This is a genomic window from bacterium, assembly GCA_021371935.1.
GTDB lineage: Bacteria > Armatimonadota > UBA5829 > UBA5829 > UBA5829 > UBA5829.
This window is the reverse complement of sequence record JAJFVF010000012.1, coordinates 289,069-313,312: the sequence shown is the minus strand read 5'-3', so window position 1 is coordinate 313,312 and position 24,244 is coordinate 289,069. Positions and strand designations below refer to the sequence as shown.

General features: G+C 51.2%; 18 protein-coding genes. 10 read left to right on the top strand and 8 right to left on the bottom strand.

All coding sequences use genetic code 11. From position 1 onward, the window contains the following. Window positions 1-218 precede the first annotated feature (218 nt). Together LLG46_10050 and LLG46_10045 are read right to left on the bottom strand one after the other, a co-directional pair. Entirely contained in the window at window positions 219-1,397 is a 1,179-nt protein-coding gene (locus LLG46_10050; protein MCE5323642.1) for an MFS transporter, read from the bottom strand. A gap of 147 nt (window positions 1,398-1,544) precedes the next feature. Beyond that, the gene (locus LLG46_10045) at window positions 1,545-2,672 is read right to left on the bottom strand and encodes an ISAs1 family transposase (protein ID MCE5323641.1); all 1,128 of its coding nucleotides are present in this window, start codon (window positions 2,670-2,672) and stop codon (window positions 1,545-1,547) included. Window positions 2,673-3,089: 417 nt separating this feature from the next. Between LLG46_10045 and LLG46_10040 the strand changes: the two genes are divergently transcribed. Further along, window positions 3,090-3,881 carry a class I SAM-dependent methyltransferase gene (locus tag LLG46_10040; protein MCE5323640.1) on the top strand — a complete coding sequence of 264 codons (792 nt, stop codon included), beginning with the start codon at window positions 3,090-3,092 and terminating at the stop codon, window positions 3,879-3,881. Here LLG46_10040 and LLG46_10035 read toward each other — a convergent pair. Further along, a complete protein-coding gene (locus LLG46_10035; protein MCE5323639.1) occupies window positions 3,873-5,192 on the bottom strand; it encodes a hypothetical protein in 1,320 nt (439 codons plus the stop codon). The genes LLG46_10040 and LLG46_10035 overlap by 9 nt on opposite strands. Window positions 5,193-5,467: 275 nt before the next feature. On the opposite strand from LLG46_10035, the gene LLG46_10030 reads away from it, so the two are divergent. Beyond that, entirely contained in the window at window positions 5,468-5,899 is a 432-nt protein-coding gene (locus LLG46_10030) for a hypothetical protein (protein ID MCE5323638.1), read from the top strand. 79 nt (window positions 5,900-5,978) lie between these two features. Here LLG46_10030 and LLG46_10025 read toward each other — a convergent pair whose 3' ends face one another. Beyond that, entirely contained in the window at window positions 5,979-6,281 is a 303-nt protein-coding gene (locus LLG46_10025) for a DUF5658 family protein (protein ID MCE5323637.1), read from the bottom strand. Between the two features lie 201 nt (window positions 6,282-6,482). On the opposite strand from LLG46_10025, the gene LLG46_10020 reads away from it, so the two are divergent. From LLG46_10020 to LLG46_10005, 4 genes are all read left to right on the top strand, one after another. Beyond that, window positions 6,483-8,171, top strand: coding sequence for a diphosphate--fructose-6-phosphate 1-phosphotransferase (locus tag LLG46_10020; protein MCE5323636.1), 1,689 nt, complete (start codon window positions 6,483-6,485; stop codon window positions 8,169-8,171). Window positions 8,172-8,258: 87 nt separating this feature from the next. Continuing rightward, a complete protein-coding gene (locus LLG46_10015) occupies window positions 8,259-12,665 on the top strand; it encodes a DEAD/DEAH box helicase (GenBank protein MCE5323635.1) in 4,407 nt (1,468 codons plus the stop codon). A 14-nt stretch (window positions 12,666-12,679) separates the two neighbouring features. Next, window positions 12,680-13,564, top strand: a complete 885-nt coding sequence (locus LLG46_10010) for a phosphatidylglycerol lysyltransferase domain-containing protein (protein MCE5323634.1) — start codon at window positions 12,680-12,682, stop codon at window positions 13,562-13,564. Between the two features lie 65 nt (window positions 13,565-13,629). Continuing rightward, window positions 13,630-14,049, top strand: a complete 420-nt coding sequence (locus LLG46_10005) for a CBS domain-containing protein (protein MCE5323633.1) — start codon at window positions 13,630-13,632, stop codon at window positions 14,047-14,049. Window positions 14,050-14,198: 149 nt separating this feature from the next. Here the strand turns inward: LLG46_10005 and LLG46_10000 are convergent, their stop codons facing one another. The 3 genes from LLG46_10000 to LLG46_09990 are packed head-to-tail and all read right to left on the bottom strand — an operon-like array spanning window position 14,199 to window position 16,718. Beyond that, window positions 14,199-16,022, bottom strand: coding sequence for a bifunctional homocysteine S-methyltransferase/methylenetetrahydrofolate reductase (locus LLG46_10000; protein ID MCE5323632.1), 1,824 nt, complete (start codon window positions 16,020-16,022; stop codon window positions 14,199-14,201). A 9-nt stretch (window positions 16,023-16,031) separates the two neighbouring features. Continuing rightward, entirely contained in the window at window positions 16,032-16,367 is a 336-nt protein-coding gene (locus LLG46_09995) for a hypothetical protein (protein MCE5323631.1), read from the bottom strand. A gap of 3 nt (window positions 16,368-16,370) precedes the next feature. Beyond that, window positions 16,371-16,718, bottom strand: a complete 348-nt coding sequence (locus LLG46_09990) for an aspartate 1-decarboxylase (protein MCE5323630.1) — start codon at window positions 16,716-16,718, stop codon at window positions 16,371-16,373. Window positions 16,719-16,819: 101 nt separating this feature from the next. Here LLG46_09990 and ftcD point away from each other — a divergent pair, with 101 nt between their 5' ends. After that, complete coding sequence (ftcD, locus tag LLG46_09985; protein ID MCE5323629.1) at window positions 16,820-17,734, top strand: glutamate formimidoyltransferase; 915 nt, start codon at window positions 16,820-16,822, stop codon at window positions 17,732-17,734. A 26-nt stretch (window positions 17,735-17,760) separates the two neighbouring features. On the opposite strand, the gene LLG46_09980 is transcribed toward ftcD, so the two are convergent. Continuing rightward, the gene (locus tag LLG46_09980) at window positions 17,761-19,380 is read right to left on the bottom strand and encodes a sigma-70 family RNA polymerase sigma factor (GenBank protein ID MCE5323628.1); all 1,620 of its coding nucleotides are present in this window, start codon (window positions 19,378-19,380) and stop codon (window positions 17,761-17,763) included. Between the two features lie 195 nt (window positions 19,381-19,575). Here LLG46_09980 and LLG46_09975 point away from each other — a divergent pair, with 195 nt between their 5' ends. From LLG46_09975 to LLG46_09965, 3 genes are all read left to right on the top strand, one after another. Continuing rightward, a complete protein-coding gene (locus LLG46_09975; protein ID MCE5323627.1) occupies window positions 19,576-21,315 on the top strand; it encodes a cytochrome b/b6 domain-containing protein in 1,740 nt (579 codons plus the stop codon). 160 nt (window positions 21,316-21,475) lie between these two features. Further along, window positions 21,476-22,177, top strand: a complete 702-nt coding sequence (locus LLG46_09970) for a C40 family peptidase (protein ID MCE5323626.1) — start codon at window positions 21,476-21,478, stop codon at window positions 22,175-22,177. A gap of 69 nt (window positions 22,178-22,246) precedes the next feature. Then, entirely contained in the window at window positions 22,247-23,527 is a 1,281-nt protein-coding gene (locus LLG46_09965; GenBank protein ID MCE5323625.1) for a Gfo/Idh/MocA family oxidoreductase, read from the top strand. The last annotated feature ends 717 nt before the right edge of the window (window positions 23,528-24,244 follow it).

Genomic DNA, 24,244 nt, shown 5'->3' with positions numbered 1-24,244 from the left:
ATGATTAACAGGTCAATCATGAACGTTGTTGGCTACACTGTAATTCAGGGGTTACATGCGGAGATTCTGTTAATAAGTCCTGTCAGTCCCGATACTCATATGTCTCCCGTTTCGGGAAACACCTAAATACGTGATCGCATGGAAATCTGAACAATATGTCGTTTTAACAGGTGCTGGATACTATTGCAGAAGCTGCATTTATCGACCACTTAATTCGTTCAGGATTTTGATTTTAAGCAATTTGTGAATGCAGACGGGTGATTTCGCCCCCAAAACAAATAAGCCGCTACTGAAAGGACCAAAAAAACGGTCGTGATTGCAAACATTTGTGCATATCCCAAAGCAGATATAAGCCAGCCAGCGATACCACCACCAATGCCTATGCCGATGTCATAGGTGCAGAGAAATGTAGAGTTTGCTGCACCACGCCGTTCTGACGATACATTGCGTACGGCCATTGTCTGTAGTGCAGGCTGCATACCGCCGAAACCGTAACCAGCCAGCACGGCTGCGATCACAAAAGCAACCTTATTTGGATGAATAGCCAGCAATATGGAAGCCATAAACATTGTGAAATTACCACTATAAACAAAAAAAGCTTCACCATGCCGGTCAATGGCCTTACCCAGTAATACTCTGGTCAGGATTAGCACACAAGACATGATAATGAAAAACAGGCCGCCGCTGGGCAATTCCGGCACTGAAGCAGCGAATTTGGCAATAAAATTCTCCACCGCGCCGAAATTCAATAGAAAAAAAAGAATGACTGTAGAAGAAGGTAGTGCATCGGCGGCGACCAACTGCTTGAGGCGAAGTGGCTTTTTCTCAATGTGAACTGGCGGTATTTTCATCATAAAGTAAAGCGCAAATGCGATAACAAGCATCCCAGCAGATGCTCCATAAAGTGCACTGTATCCAAACCGGTTCATCAAAAGCAGACCAAGAGCCGGAGCGAAGCATGTGGATAACGCAATGCTGGTACTGAATATGCCCATTCCTTCCCCGAAGCGTTCCTTGGGGATTATATCTGTCGCGACTGTGCTGCTGGCGGTGCCCGCACAGCTCATGAACGCGCCATGCAGCATTCGGAATATGAGGGCCAGTGCCAGAATGGAGGCGGCTAAATAACCAATGGGCATTATGGCCATACCAATAATGCCGGTGATTAGAATCGCCCGCCGTTTGCCGTTATCCAGAACCCAGCCAATGGCCGGCCTCGAGATTACCGCGACCACGGAAAACAACGTTGCGGCCAGCCCTGCAATTGCTTCTTTACCGCCAAGTGTCTCCACGTAAAACGGGAAAGTGGTCAATACCATAACGTGGTTCATAAAAACGAGGAATGTGATAATAGTAATCAGGGCAAAGTTTCTGGTCCACAGTCTGACTCGTTTCATATATTATACTCCCTACCCATGAAAAAAAGCGCAAGCCCTGATCCGGACTTGCGCTTTTTTGCTGCTAAATCATTATACGATCAAGTATAGCTTAACATTATTGAGTCGCACTGTCAAGAATTGCTCTCATTCAGGGCAATCGCATGTTCAACTGACGAGCAGTGTTTCAAGATAGGAGTTGTCCCAGGCTGCTTTTTTAAGTCTGCTTCTAATGCTTGTCTTTGAGTTCTTTTGCTTCTTGATAAGATTAATCACTATCTTCCTCAAGGTCGCCAGGTTTTCGGGTGCATTATCCTTTCTTATTCTGCTCGCGTCTTCGTTGAGTGTGACATCCAGCACGTAGTGCAGCGAGTTTTCTATTCCCCAGTGCTCGCGCGTAGCGCTGGCGAGTTTAGCGGCGCGGCCTGCCAAAGAGCTTATGAAGTATCTGGTTTCGACGGTCGTCTTGCCACCGATTCTTCGCTCGCTCTCAATAGCGGCAATGCTTTTTAAGCCCGACCATTGGTCTTCTTTCTCCAGCCACCGGATTGCGTCGTCCTCGACAACCCAAGCTCGCCGTATTTCGATTCTGCCGTGATCTTTCTCAACAGATTCGAAATAGCTGTGCTCCACATCCTCGAAGTTTGCTGCTTTTGCCTCATCGAAGAAGTATTTGACTTCTTCGTGTAAGTTTTCGTGATTGCCTTTGAGACAGAATACATAGTCGCCTTTCTTCTCGACGATTTTCTTTGCGATATCTTTTTGGCAACCCATCGCATCGGTCGTGATGATACGTTCCGAAACGTCGATCATTTCCAGTAATTTCGGAATTGCCTTGATTTCATTGCTCTTGTCGTCCACCCTAACATGACCAAGCGCCAAGCCATTTTCGCTCGCCCAGGCACTTACCAGATGAAGCGCATTCTTGCCGGTTGCAGTATCGAATGAATGCCTGATCGTCTTACCATCCAGAGCAATAACTTCGCCTTTGGTTGCGACATGAAGTGCCCCAGTCCAATTGACAAAGCATTCTCCAAATGCTTGAGGATCGATTATAGAGAATACACGACCAAATGTATCGTGACTTGGTATGCCACCCGGCAATTTCAGATACTTGCGGAGCCAATCCTCCTTTGCATGACCGAACATTTCCATATCGGTGAATCCATCACCGCCGCATGCCATCGTACAGGTCGCAATGAAGAGAATCTCATACAAAAGATGGGTCTTGCCACGCTCGCCCCGAGGATCGTCAATTACGCTAAAGTGAACAAAGAAATCAGTCGGATCATTCATTAAAGCAATACTCCAAGCTTAAGTAGGTTACTAACCTACCGCTTAGAGAAACAACACAAAAGTACCTGTGTCTAACATGCGATACTTCATGTAAATCTTTTTGTGGCGACCACACTCGCAATATTCATGCGATTGCCCTGTGCTCTCATTGCGTGTAACCGCTCACCGATTATGTCCCGAATACTAGTGTATGGAAATGTTAGGTGTTTCGGGACTTCAGTCCCGAAACACCTAACATTTCCTAACTCGTTTGCATGAATGCAATTCACCATCGTCATATAAAACGAACAATTCCGAATTGCACTCTCAGTATTTAGTAAAAGCGGAAGCATATTCTACTATTGTATTAGGCAGCGTAAAATCAAGGCATGGAGATTTTTGGAACAATGGGCCAAATACAAGAGGAGTGATTGCGTTATGCCGGTAGACATTCAGCGTGAAGCAGCAAAGTATTATGATACGCACGTTCCACCATTTGATGACGTCTCTTTCTATCGGCGCATCATCCAATCATCTAGTGCACACATACTTGAACTCGGCTGCGGGACTGGCCGTGTAATGGCGGCGCTTGCAGAATCCTGTGCCTACATCCACGGTATAGACATTTCCAGGCCGATGGTGGATATCTGTCGACAAAGGCTTGCATCTGCGGCAATTCCTGCCGACAGAGCATATGCCGAGGTCGCGGACATAACAAACTTTGAACTGCAGCACAAGTTTGACCTCATTACAGCGCCTCATCGCGTAATTCAGAACCTGGAGACAGATGCCGAACTGGACGGAATGTTCCAATGCGTGCGCAGTCATCTTGCGCCCGGCGGAGTATGTGTGCTGAATGTCTTCAAGCCGAAATATGAGCGAGAGAGATTCATGGAGTGGTGTCGCACTGAGGGAGAAGTGCTGGATTATGAGCACGAGTCGGACGGTATTCGCATGACTCGTCACCGAGCGCTGCGAAAGATAGACACTGAGCACCTGGTTCTTTATTCGGACTTGATCTACCGGACATATGAGAACGAAGCTCAGACGGACGAAGCAGTGCTCAAGGTCACGATGAGATGCTATTATCCAGATGAATTCGTAAAGCTCATAATCGATCACGGTTTCAAAATCACAGGGCGCTGGGGCGGATATGCCCAGGAGCCGTACGGCGAAGGCCCAGAGCTTGTGGTTGCATTTACCGATAATGATGAGCAATGCTCACCTTAAGCTGATCTTAAGCACTCTCGCATCAAAACCTGGACAGGATATCTCGAATGTGTCACCACTGGCGGATATTTGATTGCTATCGGCAAAGAGCTCTGTCACTGTCAGCTTTTGCGAGCCGGGAAACCGTACGCGCACATTGCATGGCTCCGTCTGAACATTGGTGAGCAGCATGGTGAAGTCGCCAGCGGGATCGGTCTTGAGCAGTGTTCGGATGGGCGATGACGGCGCCGATGTCGGCAGGTCCTGTATATAAACCTCGTAGGGAATAGTTGCGGTCGATGAGAGAATAGAGGATCGCAGTTCGGCAAGCTCTCTGTTCAGGCCGACTATGGTTTCCCATAACCTGCGGGATGAGGCAATCTGCTCGGTATCTGCCATTGCGCGCTCGGGCGAATCGCAAAGACTGTAATCCGGCTGAGGGTTCGGTGCCACGCCGATGCACTTGCCGCCCCTGAGCACATATGAGTCTATCCCAAAATAGATTATGCCGGTCGCGCCATGGATCAATGCGGTATATATCATACAGCGCTCCTGCATTGGCGTGGGGAACACGCATCGGAATTTTGGATCATCGAAACTGTGTGCCTGCGCACAAAACCACATAGGCTTGCTCTGTTTAACCGATGATACGGCAAGGCCGACTGACTCGGGGATGCCCATCTCGAAACTCAGTGACGTATGTTCGCCGTTGAGTGGATAGTTGTCATGGCTTGTGACATCGCCCGAACTGTTCCATTTGATCCACCAGTCAGTGGCCGGAGGAGTTATCCAGCAGGCGTCCAGCGCAAATACCGGATGGTTCGGGTCGATGGCTTTGATCGCATCGCGTCGTGCCAGGAACTTATTGAACGCAGACTCCATATCCTTCCCCCAGTAGAGTCCAGTGGCTTCCTCATCCAGATACCATCCCAGTATGGCGGGGCTGTCTTTGTAAGTACGGACATCCTCATCGGTCGGATGGTGCGGAATAAGCCGGATGCCGGACTTTACGGCTCCATCGACCAAGTCGGATAGTTGCTGATGCTCGAAATAGTGGCAGAAGTTGAAGCCGGAGGCAGCAAGGTAATCGAACCCGAGTATGCCGCTGGATTGGTCGTTCAATACGAAATGGTATATCCCGATCGGCAGGAATGATCTGCTTGGGTCATATTTAAAAAGCATTCGTCCGCTAGAGTCGGTATGTGGCACACCCTTTTGATAGCAGGTCTGCACTGCGTCGTCGACCTTGATCCAGCCGGACATGTTTTTGTTGTCGTTAATTGTAGACATTTTCGCAACTAATATACAGCCGCCGGTTTCAGCGAACTGCATAATCCTCCGATCAAAGCAACTTAGGTTCTATTCGCCACTGCCAAAATAGGCAAATAAAGTTATCTGTTGTATGCAGGTGGCGGATTATCCTCCGACATTATAACTCGCATAAGAAACAGACGCCACGGTAATCCTTTCAACAGCAAGTTCAGGCTCACCTCACTGAGAAAATTTCGCATTAAGGCGCATGACAATCAATGCGCAAATAATGACTAAATTATGCCCGGCGATGGGAAACATGTCATTGAATGCGAAAAACAGGTGGGGCGAAAGCCATGAATAGAATAGTTGCATTAGCATATGTTACGATAATGTCTTGTTGTTTGCTGTTTGCGCCCATCGCCGCGCAAGCCGTGACATCAAATAATACTATAACGATAACTGCCACTTGCACCTATAATGCCAAAACCGGCAGTCAGACTGTTACTGCCGACTGTATACTCACTGTGATATACCCGGCAGGGCCGGGCGAAGGGCCGGAGACAAACTCTGATGAGGATCCGGTTTACATAACAGGCTGTTGGAGGCGTGTGGTCAACGATGACGGCACGACGGAATATATCTTTCATGAACCGAATGCAGTCGGCAGGCTTGTCAGAGCTTTCGTTTGGGACAACGGCACAAAGAAGCTGGTGGATGGTATTCAAGCCGAAGATGGAACAGTCGTAGTAGATGGCGTAGCGTATGAGCGTGTGCCGGGTATGTAAGCGCGCTGGCTTGATGTACATAGATAACCGGCCGGTGTCGGTCCGGCCGGTTATTTGGGAGCGGGCAGGGAAGCAAACCCTACATATTGACGCCAAGAGTCAGAATCGCAAATGTTATTACATACAGGCCGATTGCGCATCGACAGGCGTTGCGCGCGAAATCCGGGTTTCGCTTCTTATACATCTCTATCGCAACAACGAATGGCACAAAACTAAGCATCTTTACAACCACAAACACCCCAGGGCTTTTGTTGATACAGGCGGCCATTATCGGGTTCTGCTCGACGGCGATATTTGCTAACACGCAGTAAAGTGTCACCAACATATCCGCCAGGCAAATCCCAACTAGTATTAGGCTCTCGATGCTGACTCGGTATTTCACTAACACAACCTCTCTTCAATTTAACTACACTCATCATATGTTCAAAAAGTGTGCCAAGCGAGCCTCGTAAAATTACCGGTTCGTTCTGCGCCTTTGTCAAAAAGCCTCAGACTTACTATAATAGAGTGGTTCGCAAAGCCCTCCTAGTGCGGAGGGTATGTTGTGTACGAGCCTAATCCATCAAGAGGAAGAATTAGTAACATGAGTGCCGAGAAATCCGCATTGCAAAAGGCGCGAGCCGCATATCAGCCGAAGCTGCCAAAGGCGCTTCGTGCAGGGAATATAAAGGTCGAGCTTGGATTACCGACCGAACCGGCAACCGACAAAGCTGAGATCAAGAAGTTGTTTCCGCATACCTATGGCCAGCCTGTCGCCAAAATAGTCGAGGGTGAAGGCAACCTCAACAGCTCTCCTATGAAAGTAGGCGTGGTCCTTTCAGGAGGGCAGGCACCCGGCGGTCACAACGTCATAGCCGGAATTTTCGATGCCCTCAAGGCGGCCAACAAGGACACCAAGATATATGGTTTCCTGAAAGGTCCCGGAGGCTGTATAAAAGGCAAATACAAGGAACTGACCGCTGAGATTATAGACGATTATCGCAACACCGGTGGGTTCGATATGATCATGAGCGGGCGAGACAAAATAGAAAAGCCCGAAGACCTAGCCGCGTGTCTGACCAATTTCAAAGAAATGGACCTGGACGGCCTCGTAATAATCGGCGGTGATGACTCCAATACAAACGCCGCTGTGCTCGCCGAGTATCTCGACTCGCAGGATTCCAAGACCAGAGTGATCGGTGTACCCAAGACTATAGACGGCGACATGAAAAACGACCAGATCGAAGCATCATTTGGTTTCGACACAGCCGTCAAGACCTATTCCGAACTGATCGGCAATATCTGCCGTGACGCAACGTCAGCCGTCAAGTATTGGCACTTTGTCAGGCTGATGGGTCGTGCGGCGAGCCATGTGGCGCTTGAATGCGCTCTGCAGACCCACCCCAATATCTGTCTTGTTTCCGAAGAGATTCAGGAAAAGGGCACTACGCTTGGTGAGATAGTCGACTATATAGCCGGTGTGGTGGTCAAGCGCGCTGCCGAGGGCAAGAACTACGGCATTCTGGTCGTGCCTGAGGGTCTGCCCGAATTTATTTCGGACATCAAGACCATGATCGACGAACTCTCCAATATCCTTGGTAAGGAAGAGAAATACATCCGCGAGCTTGGCGATCATGAGGACCGCGTGCAATATCTGAGCGGCCAACTCTCCGATCACAGCGCACGAGTATATAGTTCGCTGCCTCTGGAGATTCAGGAAGTCCTGCTTAAGCGCGACAGCCACGGCAATGTGCCTCTCTCGCAGGTCGAGACCGAGCGATTGCTCATAGACCTGGTTGCCGATAAGATCAGACTGCTCAAGTCCAAGGGTGAGACCGAGGCTAAGTTCAGCCCGCTGGGTCACTTCTTCGGTTATGAAGGTCGATGCGCATATCCGTCCAACTTCGATGCTGACTACTGCTATTCTCTCGGTTACGCCGCAGCGCAGTTGGTCAGGGCAGAGCTCACCGGTTACACAGTGAACGTTCAGAACCTTACCAAATCGTCAGATGAATGGGTCGCAGGTGGAACACCGGTCACCATGATGCTCAACATGGAAATCCGCAAAGGCAAGCCCACTCCGGTCATCAAGAAAGCCCTTGTCGAGCTTGATGGTGAGCCGTTCAAGTATTTTGCTGTCAACCGTGACGACTGGGCGCTCAACGACTGCTATGTCTTCCCCGGTCCGATCCAGTATTTCGGTCCATCAGAAGTATGCGATGCGCCGACCTGCACTCTCGCCCTGGAAAAAGGCAAGGCTAAGGGCAAGTGCTGTTGCTGTTGCGGTAAATAATCGCTGGAGTTGTATATAATCCCTCCGGGTAATTTGCCTGGAGGGATTTTGATATCTGTGAGGATATCTGCAGTATAATAGTGTTATATGTCCAGACACTTTCCAGACGATTTCCATCCGTGCATAACCAAATGGTTCCTAGGCAGATTTGGTGAACCGACTGAGCCACAAAGGCTCGGGTGGCCGCTGATAAGCCAGGGCAGGAATACGCTCATTCTGGCTCCCACAGGCTCCGGCAAGACACTTGCCGCCTTCCTTGCCGGGATCAACCGTGTGCTATGCGACCTCGAATCAGGTAAGTCTGAGCAGGGAATCGAGATTTTATATATTTCGCCGTTGAAGGCTCTGAACTACGATATCGAACGAAATCTCTCCCAGCCCCTTACTGAAATTCACGATACGGCACGGCAGATGGGTCATTCGCTGCCTGAGATCAAGACAGCAGTGCGCACGGGCGACACTCCTGCCAACGAGCGCCGACGGATGCTTACCAAGCCGCCCCATATTTTGATCACCACGCCGGAGTCTCTGCACATAATACTCACATCATCCGCACGCAAGGTCCTTGAGACAGTCCGATATGTGATAGTCGATGAGATTCATGCCCTAAGCCCGAACAAGCGCGGTGTATTTTTGTCTATCCTGCTGGAACGGCTGGAGGATATCTGCCGCACACCGCCCGTGCGCATAGGTCTTTCGGCCACTCAAAAGCCTCTTTCTGAAGTTGCAGCTTTTCTGGGTGGATTCGATAACTCAGGGATGGCGAGGCCGGTAGAGATAGTCGATACTGGAGTAAGCAGGCGTGTGGATTTGAAAGTCGTCTGCACGTGTAATGACCTGCGCCAGCCCGGTGAGGGATCGGTCTGGCCGTCTATATACAGACGGCTGCTGGACTTGGTTCAGTTCCATAAGTCAACTATCATCTTCGCCAACACTCGGCGCATAGTCGAACAGCTCACGTTAGGGATCAACGACCTTGCAGGTGAGGAGATCGTCCGGCCTCATCATGGAAGCGTCTCAGCTCCTATGCGGCGCATGACCGAGACTGCTCTCAAAGACGGCACCCTGAAGGGCGTCGTCGCTACGGGCACACTCGAACTCGGGATAGACATGGGCGCTGTTGAGCTTGTTTGCCAGGTGGAGTCACCAAAAGAAGTCTCCAGAGGCTTGCAGCGAGTAGGCCGCGCTGGGCATGTGCACACAGCCATCAGCAAGGGCAGGATCATTCCCAAGACACATCCAGACCTGGCTGAAGCGGTGAGTGTGGCAAAGGGCATGCTCGAAGGCGATGTGGAGCCTATAAGCGTTCCCAAAAACTGCCTGGACGTGCTCGCTCAGCAGATAGTGGCGATGGCCGCTCTGGAGAGTGCCATATGGCCGGAAATCTATGCAACTTTCAGGCGCACCTACTCTTTCAATCAGCTCTCGGAGGAAATGTTCAACCTTACACTCCAGCTTGTCTCAGGCAGGTATCCGTCCAAAGCGTTCAAAAATTTGCGCCCGAGGGTTTCTTTCGACAGGGTGACGGGCAGAATATCTCCCCTGCCGGGAGCGCAGCGATTGGTGATTGCAAACGGCGGCGCAATACCAGACACCGGCCAATACGGCGTATATCTGTCCGAGCCTCACCTCAAAATTGGCGAACTGGACGAAGAGTTCGTCTACGAAAGGCGGGTCGGAGACACCTTTTCGCTGGGAACTAACAGTTGGAGGATCGCAAAGATCGAGACTGACCGGGTTATAGTAACGCATGGTTCGGCCTATCAGGCTCAGACGCCTTTCTGGCGGGGTGAAAGCGTGCCCAGGTCAGTAAGGACGGGCAAAATGATGGGCGAGATGCTGCGCGAAATTTCCGAACAGGGTGATAAGGCTCATGACTGGGCACTGCAAAACCTGCCTGTCGATATGCAGGCGGCGAACAACCTCGTGAGCTTTGTGCATACGCAGGGGCAGTCAGGCCTGCCGACGGACAGACGCATAGTGCTGGAGAGCTTTTCAGACGAAATAGGCTGCAGCAGGCTGGCACTGCTGAGCGTGTTCGGCGGCAAGGTTCACAATGCCCTGAGGATCGCGCTTTCGGCTCTCATCAAGCGTGAACTGGGAATCGACCCCGAGACAATTTCAGGAGACAACGGCGTGCTCTTCCGCCTGCCTGATTCCGACTCGCCCATTCCATTCGGCATTTTCAGGATGCTCACGCCTGAGTTGGCCTATGACCTTATTATGGAGGAACTGCCAAATACGGCGCTCTTTGGACTCAGGTTCAGGCAGAACGCCGCCCGTGCGCTGCTGCTGCCGGGAGCCGGGCATGGAAAGCGCACTCCTCTCTGGCTTCAGCGCATGAAGGCAAAAGATCTGCTCTTCATTGCCAAGCAGTTCGACGGCTTCCCGATAGTGATCGAGACATTCCGTGAATGCCTGCGCGACTATCTGGGAATGGACGAACTGCGCGAAATACTCTCGCAAGTCCAGTCGGGTGAGATCGAGGTCAATACAGTAGAGAGGCAAATACCCTCGCCCTTTGTCTCTTCCATGCTCCTCAATTTCCAGATGATCTATCAGTATGAATGGGACCAGCCCAAGGGCGCACACAGGCGCAGGCATGCTCCAGTCGAACGAGCGCTTATAGACGAACTGGTGGACGGCAGACTTGGCCGCGATCTCAACGAAAAGGCATTAACTGACCTCGACAACATGCTCCAGGGTATCGGTGAGCGATATCGAGCGCGCACAGCCGAAGAGTTGTATGAACTGGTCAGGCGACTGGGCGATATACCCGAGGAGTCTGCCGCCGAAAGGTCTGCTGAGCCTGAGATGATAGCTGAGCTTATTGAAGAAGGCAGGCTGGTTCGCGTCACATTTACAGACAGCAGGCGACCTGCCAGATTAGTCGCCGCCGATCATCTGGACGGTTATCTGCGCGCAATATCGGGTGACAATAATGCTCTCGATGAAATACTGGACAGTCATATATCCAGCAGAGGAGTGATTGTGCCGGTCGATATAGCCGATGATTACGGCCTGTCTGCAGACATTGTAAATAGGAAAATTCAGACTATGGCAGTCTCTGGTGAGCTTATAGAGATTCAACCGGCTTCACATTCTCGAAAGGTGCGGTATGTAAGCTCTGACCATATTGAGTCTGTATACCGCCGCACTCTGGCAATCGGCAGGATGGAGTCGAAGCCGGTTTCGGCACAGGCATACTCGGAATTTCTACTGCGCTGGCAGCATATGCACCCGGATCACATGCTCTCCGGCCAGGACGGCACTCGCAGCGCTCTGCGTCAACTCGAAGGAGTATCCCTGCCTTATGGAGTATGGGAACCGGATATACTCGCACGCAGGGTGAAGGACTTCAGAGTCGATCATCTGGACGATTTGTGCATGGCTGCGGAATTCGTCTGGACGGGCCAGTCTTCCGACCCGGAAAAGGCAGGAAACATAGCGTTCCTCGCAAGAGAGGGTTTGCCTGCGCTGTATCCATTGGTACATGCAGGCTCACACGATATAGAAGTCTCGCGCGATAAAGAAAAAGTGCTTCGCTGTCTCAAGGATAGAGGAGCATCGTTTGTGATAGACATTGTCGCCGAAACCGGGTTGGACTCGCGGGTTGTCGGCAGAGCGCTCTGGGAGATGATATGGACAGGTGAGGTCACTCACGACAGCTTCAAAATACTGCGCTCAGGCAAACCCCCGGCAGTATCATCACCCAAACCGGCTGCAAGCCTTTCATATCCCACTGACAGACGCCAGTATTATCGGAGCCGCTCGCGGATTGCAAAGTCTTTCGGCAGACAGCCTGCTTCGAGCCACGGCAGGTGGTCTCTGCTCTCATCACTTGTGGGAGCCGGGCAGGATGAGCGCGAGTCACTGGAGATATACGCACGTGTGCTGCTCGAGAGGTATGGTGTGGTGGCGAAAGATATCGTCAACCGCCCCGGTGAGCCGGACACGGCTTGGGGCGACCTGTATCAAATTTATCAGAGAATGGAACTGGCGGGCGAGATTGAGCGGGGATATTTTATAGATGGTCTGGGCGGAGCGCAGTTCGGCCTGCCTGAAGCTGTGGATACCCTTATGGGACGTTCACGTATAGGGCAATTGACCACGACTGAGAAGAATGCAGTGCTGATAAATGCATGCGACCCGGCATATCTGTTCTCATCCTCCGGTCCGTTCGATATCGGATTCGGCAGGCTGGCTAGGCTGCCCGCCAACTATGCTGTGGTTTTGAACGGCCTGCCTGTTATCAGCCTGGAAATGGGGTCGAAGACTCTAAGGATCAGGGACGGTCTATGTGATGATGACACAGTCTTGGCAATATCGGCTCTCGTTCACCTTGTCGACAGTCCATGGCCAGTTCGGCCGTTTCGCAAGGTGGAGATATCGCAGTTTGACAATACGTCGATCATTGGAAGCCGCGTAGCGGATATGCTGGAGTCGGCAGGGTTTGAAAAAGAGAGCAGCCGGATGGTATTATGGCGAAAATGAATGAGGTGTGGTAAATGGACATACCGGAGTATCCCGGTTCAAGAGAATTGACTATAAAAGACAAGCCTGTCTTCGACGCTGTATTTATTGCAAACCCGCCGGAGATATCGACTTATACTTTCACCAATATATTTGCATGGCGCAAGCCATACAATACCAGGCTTTCACGCGTAGGTGATTTTCTGATACTCACCGAGCATGTCAATGATAAAGTTATGTGTCTGGAGCCGTTGGGCGCTGGTGACGCGGCAAAGGCGGTTGATGAAGTGTTTCGGCTATCCGAGGACGATATCGAGTTTAAATGTATTCATGCAGGCGTGGCGCATCAAGCAAATAATATGGGATATGTGGTTGCACAGGACCGTGATAATAGTGATTATCTCTACCTTACCTCAGACCTGATCGAACTGGGTGGCAGGAAATATGACGGCAAACGAAACTGGATCAGCCGGTTCAAATCACAGTATGAGTATGAATATGTCCGCATGCCGCACGTCAGTCCCGAAGAGGCGATTAAATTTGCGGATTACTGGTGTGAGCAGCGCGACTGCCGCAGCAGCGAAGGCCTCAAGAATGAACACACGGCGGTCTATGAGATGCTTTCAAATTTCGATGAACTGGGCATCATCGGCGGCGCGATCAAGATAGACGGCAGCATAGCGGCTTTTTCACTGGGCGAAGCGCTCAATACCGAGACAATGGTGATTCATGTCGAGAAAGCAAGCTCGGGAATGGACGGCGTATACCAGGTCATCAACAATGAGTTCGCAGTCCATGAGGCTTCCGGGTTCAAATATATAAACAGGGAGCAGGACCTGGGAATAGCCGGTCTGCGCAAGGCTAAGGAGTCTTATCACCCGGTCAAAATGGTTGAAACATACCGAATCAGGCGGGCTTGATATTGTTTCGGTTTCATCGCCCGTGGAAAAAAGCAATCTTGAACCATTTTTCAGGGGGGATGACAATGAATATAAAAGAGATCATGACAACCGATGTCATAACATGCAGCCCTAATGAGACTCTAATGCAGGTCGCCCAAAAGATGCAGAGTATGGATGTGGGCTCATGTCCGGTGGTCCATCAGGATAATTTGGTTGGAATAATCACCGACCGCGATATCACCGTCCGCGCAATCTCAAAGGGCTTCGACCCGGCTAATACATATGTCAATGAGATAATGAGTAAAGACCCTATATTCGGCAGTCCGAATATGAGCGTGGAGGACGCATGCGCACTCATGCAGGATAACCGCATACGCAGGCTGCCGGTAGTGGATCGGGGAAAACTGGTGGGGATCGTCACATTGGCTGACCTGGCTATCGACCTGGAAGAAGATGAAATGATTGCGGAGACTCTGGAGAAGGTCTCCATGCCAATCTACTGATATCCCTAACCCGGATTATGCGGTAAGCGCATAATCCGGCTCTCTGAGAGCATTATTCACGTTCCTCGTGAATAATGCGGGCTAATCGCGAAAACGTGTGGTTGTGATCCCTCCGGCATCCCCATACTGGAGGGATTTTTCACGACTCGTTAAGCCCCGGAGATAACCTGGCGCACAACCTCGAAGTTATCGAACGGAGGCATGAAATACACTCCCCCGAACTCCTGCTTCGCCGCAAGATATATCTGCCGCGCGATCCTCACCCCCTCAGCCTTTGCGGCCTCAGGCTCGGCTGAAGCAAGTGTCTTGCGGATATCTTCGGGTATGTTCATGCCCGGGACCTCGTTATGCAGGAACTCGGCATGGCGCGAACTGCGCAGGGGCAGCACACCGACAAGTATCGGTATATTCCAGTCGTCGGGAATGCTCTTGACGACTTTCCGCAGTGGTTCGAGGTCGAATACAGGCTGGGTCATCAGGAAATTGGCTCCCGCCTCGCGTTTTTTGGCAAGGCGCGCAATCTCCTTGTCGATATCATCTGCTGCAGGGTTCAATGCAGTGCCTATAGCAAAACTGGTAGGCACGCCTATCTCTCTGCCGGTGTAATCCAGGCCATGGTTGAGCGAGTTTATTATCTTGACCAAGCCGTCGGATGTGACATCGAAGACAGACGTTGCGGCGGGGTAGTCCCCTGCGCTGGCCGGGTCTCCGGTCAGGGCAAGGATGCCGTCTATACCCAGCGCCGATGCGCCCAACAGAGTGGAGTGCATCCCCAGCAGATTGAGGTCGCGGCAGGTCAGGTGGAGAATTGTCGCGATCCCAAGTTCCCGGCGGACCAGATGAGCAAACGCCACAGCACTCATGTGCATGCGCGCCATGGGATTGTCCGTGACATCTATTGCCGATATACCCGCCGCCACCAGCGGTCTGAGTTTGTTTATGAGAGTGTGATAGTCCGCATTCTTTGGAGGCGTGACCTCGACAGTGACAAAACTGCCATTCATCCTACGCAGCAGCGGCGAATGGTCTCTCGCCTGGCCGACTTTTATGCTTTCTCTTGCCTGTGCCTGCCTGATTTTGGCCGGAACAGGCCTGGGCATAGTCTTGACCTTTGCTGCAAGGGCTTCTATATGTGCCGGGGAAGTGCCGCAGCATCCTCCCACGATGGATGCGCCCGCCTGGACTATTTCAGCGCCTCTGTCTGCAAAATATTTCGCGCCGGATATATAAAGTGTTCGCCCTTCGACATTGGTCGGATAGCCTGAGTTCGGCTGAGCCGATATAGGCAGGTCGCTGATCTCATGCAGAGCCTGCACAGACCGGATAGTCTGCTCTGGACCCACGCTGCAATTGACCCCTATGACGCTGACAGGATATTCCGACAATTTCGAGACTATATCATCCAGGCTGTCGCCGCGCTCCGTGGTCAAGTCTGTCCCTATAGCAAACTGGACTATGACCGGCAGTTCACAGCTCGCCAATGCTGATTCCAGCATCACGCTTGCCTGGTCGAGGTCGGTGAGGGTCTCGAATATGAGCATATCGACTCCACCGTCGACAAGCCCGGTCACCTGGTCCTTAATACTGCATTGCACGTCCTCGATATCGACAGACCCGATAGGGGACAGGCTTACTCCCAGCGGACCGACCGAACCGGCAACCAGAACTTTTGAACCCGCCACGTCTCTTGCCAGTCTGGCTCCAGCCAGATTTATGTCGTAGACCTTGGCTTCCAGGCCATGATGAGAGAGTTTGAACCGGTTTGCTCCGAAGGTGTTTGTCTCGATTACGTCTGCGCCCGCTTTGATGTAGTCGGCATGCGCCTGGCAGATGAGATATGGCGAGGAGAGGTTGAGTTCCTCGAAGGGATGCTTATGACTGACACCGCGCTCGACAAGGAGCGAACCCATAGCGCCGTCAAATACGACGACCCTCTGACTGAAAATATCTGGAAGTTTCCTGGGATTGGGCACAATCAGCTCCTATCCGATGCCAAGCTGCTTGAGTTTCTTTTTGCTGCACTCGGAGCATCTGAACTCGGGATCAGGATCGTCACGGCGGTCGTATCCGCGAGGATCGTAGCGCAGTCGCCTTACAGCAGTGTATTTGCCGCAGTCATGGCATCTGCCGATCTGCATGAACTCCCATTCCTGGACCTTTGCGCCGAAGATAAACCGGTCGACCCAAAAGAATATGCTTGCTCCGATCAGGTTCGCCAGTGCAACAGACCAGAAACCCGAACCGAATGTGTGCACTATAGGATAAAGGATCGGGGTTGAAAGCTGCCAGCGCAGCACATAGAGTAGAAATTTGAGCATTGGTTATATCCTGCTGACTATCTTGTTGTGTTCGTCGACCAGCACTACTTTGCGTTGTACCGGTTCATCGGTCAGGCAAAATGCCGCGATAATTACCTTATCGCCTACACTGCACCTTCTGGCTGCGGCACCATTAAGGCATACCACGCCGCTGCCTCTTTCGGCGGGGATGGCATATGTCTCCAGCCGTTCGCCGTTATTGATATTCCAGATGTGAACAAGCTCGCCGTCGACTATATCAGCCGCGTCCAGCAGGTCCTGATCGACAGTAATGCTGCCGACGTAGTCTACGTCGCACTGCGTGACGGTGGCTCTGTGTATCTTTCCTTTGCAAATGGTTAATAGTTTCAATTCATAGCTCCAATTTCTGCTAATAGTATATCAAATTGGGGGGCGAGATGCGAGAGGTGAGACGCTGATGTTGATCGAATAAGTCTTTGGAGGCGTTTGTTGTGCCAAAACTTATTCAGTGCGTTCCAAATTTCAGTGAAGGTCGTCGTGCAGAGGTCGTGACAAAGATAGCCGAAGCGATAGATAAGGCGTCCGGCGTAAAGATAGTCGATTATTCCATGGACGCCGATCACAACCGCTCGGTGGTGACCTTCATAGGCAGGCCGGACGATATCCATAAGTCTGTTCTTGCTGGAGCGCGTGCAGCAGTCAAACTGATAGATTTGAACAGACATACAGGCGGCCACCCGCGGATAGGCGCGATGGACGTGGTGCCGGTGGTTCCGCTGGACGAGATGACCATGGACGAGGCTGTCGATCTCGGTCATGCCATTGGCCGGGATATAGCGAACAGCCTTGATATTCCTGTCTATTTCTATGAGCAGTGTGCGCTGAGAAGTGAATGTGTGAACTTATCCGATATCCGCAGAGGTGGTTTTGAAGCCTTGAGAGAGCATGGCCTTACGGATGGCCGTAAGCCTGATGTCGGCCCGAACCATGTCCATCCGACGGCAGGTGCGACAGTGGTCGGCGCACGGGGTCCATTGATAGCATATAACGTCAACCTTAAGAGCAATGACATCACCGCAGCCAAAGCTATTGCAGCCAAGATCAGGCATCTGAGAGACTCAGGCAGAGCCATGCCCGGAGTGAAGGCAATAGGTGTATATCTGAAGTCACGCGACATTGCACAGGTCTCCATGAACATTACTCAGCCGCACTTGGTGAGTATGTGGGATGTATACTCGTTCATCAAGCAGCAGGCACAGGATATGGGGGTCGAAATTTTGGAGTCCGAACTTATCGGTGCAGTCAGGCAGCATGATGTTAATGATGAGACAGCCTCTGCCATGAACCTCAAGGGCTTTTCAGATAAGAGGATACTGGATAGCTGGATGCGCGAGTTCGAAAAGTGATATGAAGCAAACGGGCAATAGCCAGTCTAGTGACATAAAATCACGCAATCCAGGTCGTCAAATCTTCCCGTAGGGTCGATCTGAGGGTGTTCCTTAAGATATAAATCGATCCATTTCCATTCAAGGTCGCGCACCCAATAGATTCGCTTCCCAGACTTTTTTCCATACAGCCGTGCAAGTGTCGGCAGCGACGGTATCGCAGTATGAAGCTGCTCATCTTCATCACGCATTTTTTGGAGAATACTATCGCAATCTGCTGATTCCAACCATTCTATATTGTCCGGCCATACGCTGATGAGATAGACTCGCCTGTCTTTGCGGGGATACTTACCCGCCTCAATCGCAGATACCCACTCGCCCTCCGACAGATAGCATCGCCCTCGGTTGTTGATGCCTTGGTTTATATATCGGAGCACATTCTCAGGCAGTGCCTTGACTTGCACGTCCAGCACCCGCTCGTCTTCCAGGTGCTTGCCGCGGCCGCGATAGTCCCATGGGCATATACACCGCCCGGTCATACCGGCAATCTGATCGAGCAATTCCACAAGAGATGGGATGCCGTCAACTCCTTTTTTCGAGAGGAAGATGGTCTCCTGGCGCTTCAGGCCAAGCTCCGCCGCTGTCTTGGCGATAAGCATTGTGTAGTCCCAGTCGCCGCTGCGGCCTGCCCATTTATCGTGGAAATCTTTCATGCCATAGAAAGTGATGCCGACTGTGGTAATGCCCATCTCTTTGCGGGCGAGCAGATATTGTTCAAGTTCCGTCTTCGTTCTGAGTTCCATTCCATTTGTGGGCAGGTATGACCAGTTTGTAGCTCCCGCGGCTTTACAAAACAGTCTGCCCTCAATATCCTCGGAGGAATCGCATGAATAACCTGTAATGATGTCTATTGCAAGGTCATCAAAGCTGTGCGCATCCCTCCAGCGCAGAAATTTCTTACCAAGCGCCTTCATCCTGTCAAATGATACGCCGCTGAGTCTGCTGCCACTATTTAGAAGACAGTGACGGCAGCGGCATGAGCACTGCTTCCCAAACCACTGTATAATGACGCAGATATCTTTGGCATTTGAGCACCGTTCGTCTTTAAGACTTCTTTCAACTTCCACAAGCATCTCCTTTCTCAAATGATGCCTGGCACGATACAGTCTGTTTTTCACGGATGATACCGACGACGTCAGAATGTTGGCTATCTCATCGTGCGAGTAGCCATCGACATAGTGGAGGATGATTGGAAGCCTGTAATTCTCCGGCAGCCCGGCAAGAGCCTGATGCACCCTGCATGCATTTTCAGAACGCTCCGCAGCCTCCTGCGGGCTTGGTTCGCCGCTTGGCTGATCCTGTGCATTGGGATCATCCAGGGAAAAGTAATTACGCCTGCGGCGAATTGCGCCTAATGCGGCCGTGACGGTAATCGAGCAGAGCCAACTGCCGAATTTCTGAGGATCTCGCAGAGTCTGCAGGTCCAAAAACGCATGAACGAATGTGTCCTGTGCGGCATCTCTGGCGGCCTCAAAATCTCCAAGCTTTGAATAGGCGATCCCAAATACCGCACTCCGATACCTGCGCACCAACTCATCAAACGCCGTGCGTTCACCCTGTTGTGCCGATCTTACGAGATCAATGTCGGGTTTATCAGTTGTCATCATGTTCCTCCGATATTAATGCTGCATTCGGAACCGCAAAAGTCGCGCGGAATCAAAACTATTATAAATTGCATAAGCGGATTGGCAGGCTGAACCTCTTGAAGCATAAGGCGATAAATGAATTATATTAGTTGGAGTTGAAGTATACCTTGACCTTTAGCCCTGATTTCATTATGGTAGAGATGGGTAAATTAAAACGTGACACACGCTCTTATAATAGTCTTTGCCCTCCTTGCTATCACGCCGGTCTTCGGCCAGGGGATAAGGCTAAAAAACTCAAACGGGGACATTATCGACCCCTCAAAGACAGCCCAGGCCAGCATCAAAAAGACATGTGGCGATTGCCATGATGTCGATGCAAACGCGCGTTCACTCCATTTTAACACCGGCTCGTTCAAGCCGGACCCACAGACAAGCCAGTGTCTCTTCTGCCATCCGATCAAAAGCCATACTATTAACGCAAAGCATATTACAAAGCCATCCGATGCCGTTTGCGACTCATGCCACCCGGATATAGCCGGCGAGGTAAGATCGAGTGTCCATGGAAGGCCGAACAAGCATCATGGCGACCATCCGAGATGCACTTCATGCCATAAAGGCTATCCTCACTCACGTGGTCATAAGATGACCCGAAGTCGTCAGTTATCGATGTGCACAGGCTGCCACAATGATAAAAAGCTGATGAGGCATTACGGCGTAAAGCCCAACGCAGTGTCCTCATATGAGTGCAGCTATCACGGCAAAGCACTGATGCATGATGCCAAAATGGGCACAGCCACATGCGTCGATTGTCATGACAGCCACCATGTACTCTCGCCGGATGCCAAAGGCTCGCCCACAAGCACTGCCAACGTTGCCGGGACATGCCGAAAATGCCACCCCGGAGCAAGGTTCAATTTTGCAGCGTCAGGCGCAAATCATCTACAGATTGAGATCGAGCAGTCCGCTTTATTGAGAGCGGAAAGGCAGCTTTTCCACATGCTGACATGGGTGGTGATGCTTGGCCTGGTCGCAATGATCACTCTCGACCTCAGGAAAAAAGTTTTCTGCAGAAACTGCTGCCCAAGATCGGGCAGATTATCAGCCACGCTCATCGCACTGAGCTTTTATTCGCTTGTCACCGGCGTTCTGACGGCGTCACTCAACACAAGGGCCGCGAAGTGGGCATGGACACTGTGGGCAGTCCTGCTGGCATCGGCATTTATAGCCTACCTCATCAAGACCAGACGTATCCCTGAAAAGAGACCCAAACGATATTATGAGCGTTTCACACTGTCCCAGAGGCTCCAGCACATGTTGCTTGCCCTGAGTTTCACGATACTGGTGCTCACAGGCATGCCGCTCAGATATGCCGATGTCGGTTGGACCAGTCACCTTAACTCTCTATTCAGCGGTTTCGAGGGAGCGCGTATTGCGCACAGAGTGGGAGCAATGGGGTTGGTACTCGTCTGGGTTTGGCACTGCATATACCTGCTTGTGCAATGGAAAAGAACAGGCTTTTCATTCAAATCATGGAGTATGTGGCCGACCAGAAAGGACTTTACCGACCTTATAGTGACGATCAGATTTGGCTTGTCCGGCAATATAAAACGCCCCGAATATGACCGGTTCAGCTTTCGAGAGAAGTTCGACTACTTTGCCGTGTGGTGGGGTGTGCCTGTCATGATAATCTCGGGGCTGATATTGTGGTTTCCCGTCCAGATTGGAAACCGTCTGCCTGCAATTGCGCAGTCGGTGGCGCTTATCGCCCACAGCGATGAAGCTCTGCTGGCAGTGCTCGCCATAGTGGTCTGGCATTTCTATAATGTGCACCTAAACCCCGACAATTTCCCTGCCAATCAGGCATGGCTAACCGGGAGGCTTTCCGAGGCCGAGATGGAGCGAGAGCATCAGGCAGAAAAGGTAAAGATCGACAAAAAGATGGGGTTGGACGACTAATTTTTTGTCGGCCGTCTGCTTTACTTAAGATTTGACTCATGTTAGCATTGCTCATGTAATTGTGACAGACTCATCCTTAATGAGCATTACTTAAAGAGGAAGAGGCGCCTAACCTGCATTATTCACGAGGAGTGTGAATAATGCTCTCGGAGCCCGTATTATGCTACGGGCTGACCGCACTCCTTTGGGCGGTGATGGGACCGCAAATGGTTCAAAAAGGCGCGGTGGGAAGCGTGGAAAACCAAGGAGGACGCTTCTCAATATGCGTAACGTCAAGACATGGACCATTGCAGCACTCGTGGTCCAAATCCTCGCATTTGCTGCAACATCATCACCAGCCGCTAAAAAACACCCGGTCTCTGCCGCTTCCGAACAGTCAACTGCCAAACAGGAACCTGTCGACAACAACGAATCGCCCGGTGAGATCATACTCACACTTGATTCCGACACAGACCAAATCATCTCCTCAGAAGAAAACCAAGCGATGGACCCCAGGATGGAACTTAAGAAAACTGCTCTCCAATATCTGGGCACGCCTTATAGATGGGGAGGGACCACACCCAGCGCATTCGACTGCTCCGGCTTTACACGCTATGTCTACAAACAGATGGGAGTAAAAATCCCCAGGACCGCCCGCCAGCAGTATAGGGCAGGCAAACCGGTCAAAGCCGGCAATTGGGAGACAGGCGACCTGGTCTTCTTCGACATTAAGAAGGGCTATGTCAGTCATGTAGGGCTTATACTGGCTTCATGCGTATTTATCCACGCCTCAAACCCAATGTCCGGGGTCAAGATCGACAGCCTTAAGGAGAACTTTTACAAGAGGTATTATGTCGGCGCCAGAGCATATGACCTGACATAGCAGCCATTGTGAGATTGCCGATTAAGTGCTACCATTTACTGTAGCATTCATCCAAAAAGAGGTTAAAAATTGCCGGCAACAAAGAACAAGCCGATCACGGCTGTAATAGTAGGCGCGGGACACCGCAGCATCGCATACTCCAAATATTCGCTCCAACATCCTGATGAACTGAAGATAGTCGGTGTGGCCGACCCGAACGAATATCGTCGGGCGCAGGCCGCTGAACTCTTCGGTTTTGGATCGGACATGTGCTTTGAATCCGCAGATGAGCTTGCAGAAAAAGGACAGTCGGCCGATGCTGTCATAAACGGCACAATGGACCTCCAGCATGTGCCCACAGCGATACCTCTGCTCAAAGTGGGCTATGACATGCTCCTGGAAAAGCCGATAGCCACCAGCGAGGCGGAAGTCAGGCAGCTTTATGCGGTAGCCAAAGAGTGCTCCAGCACTGTGATGATCTGTCATGTGCTCAGATACGCGCCATTTTATGCAAAGATACGCGAGATAGTCGCCGCGGGAGATATAGGCGACATCGTCAGCATGATGACTGCGGAGAACGTCAGCTATCACCATATGGCCACGGCATTCGTGCGCGGCAAGTGGAACCGGCTCGAATACGGCAGCACGATGCTGATGTCCAAATGCTGCCATGACCTGGACCTCATCACATGGATGAAAAGCGGGGTCGCGCCAAAAGCTGTGGCAAGTTTCGGCAGCCTGATGCAGTTCAAGCGTGAGAATGCACCCGAAGGCTCTGGTGAGCGCTGCGTGGTGGACTGTAAGATCGAAAAGACCTGCCCATACTCGGCAAAGAAGAACTATATCGAGCAGGGTATATGGGGCTTTTATGCCTGGCAAGGCATAGAGGATCAGGAACAGAATGAAGAAAACTGGATGAAGTCGCTGGCAACGGACAATCCGCACGGGAGGTGCGTGTGGCGCTGTGACAACGATGTGGTCGACCACCAGAGTGTCGCAATTGAATTTTCGGACGGCTCCACTGCATCTCACAATATGACCGGCGGCACATCACGCCCATGCAGGTCCATGCACCTGATCGGCACTAAGGGCGAGATACAAGGTGTGATGGAAGACGGATATTTTGTGGTGCGCCACCCCGATGCTCGCAAGGGACACGAATGGTCGGAAGAAAGGGTCAAGACGGAAGTGACCAACGATCCACATGGCGGCGGAGACCTGCGCCTTGTGGGCGACTTCGTGCGTACCTTGTTGGGTGAGCCGCGTTCGATCTCATGCACCAGCCTCGAAGATTCTATCTATGGCCACTTGATAGGGTTCGGGGCAGATCAGGCGAGAGTCGAGCGCAGGGTAGTCGACATAGTGAAGTAGCTATTATGTATGATGGATCCCATGCTTCATAAGGGCTTTGGGATATTTCGCCGAAAGCACACTCACGTTGGAGGCGCCAACTGCTTTGCGTTCGATACCGGTTGCTGCCGAGGAAGTGACCGCGCCGGATGGTCTTGCATCCAAGTTGTTTCATAGATAATTGTCATCCCGTCAGCCTGGTATTTGTCAACTAAATGCAAATTTGCTTGCCAAATTCAATTTGACACAGTGAAAACTCGGAGGTATACTGACTTTAGACTAAGAAGGAGGTGGTGGCTTTATGGATCATAGTCAACGAGGTGACCGCGCAGGTTAGTATTTTAGCCTGTGGTCGTTTCGACCACCTTGGTCATGAATGTTGGCCCTCGCGCGGAAGCTTCAACTATCCGTGAGGGTAGGAAATCAATTGCCGCCGCTGATCACCAGCGGCGGCAATTTACATCTTTATCGCAAGTTACCCTGATAAAATCCCCTAATATGGGTAAAAAAACTCTCCATTTATACCGACAACATATGGCATAACAGTTCAAAATATGTGATACAAAATGCGCGTATGTATTATATTCGCGCACTGGGCATTTTGAGGGAACTTTGTGAACCAATTGCACGTCTCATGTACGAATGCGATGAGGCGGGCAGGTTCGGCGCAAAATGTGACTAAGTTGTTTGATAGTGACCATCAATGTTGGTATAATTACCAAGAATTGGTAGGTCTGT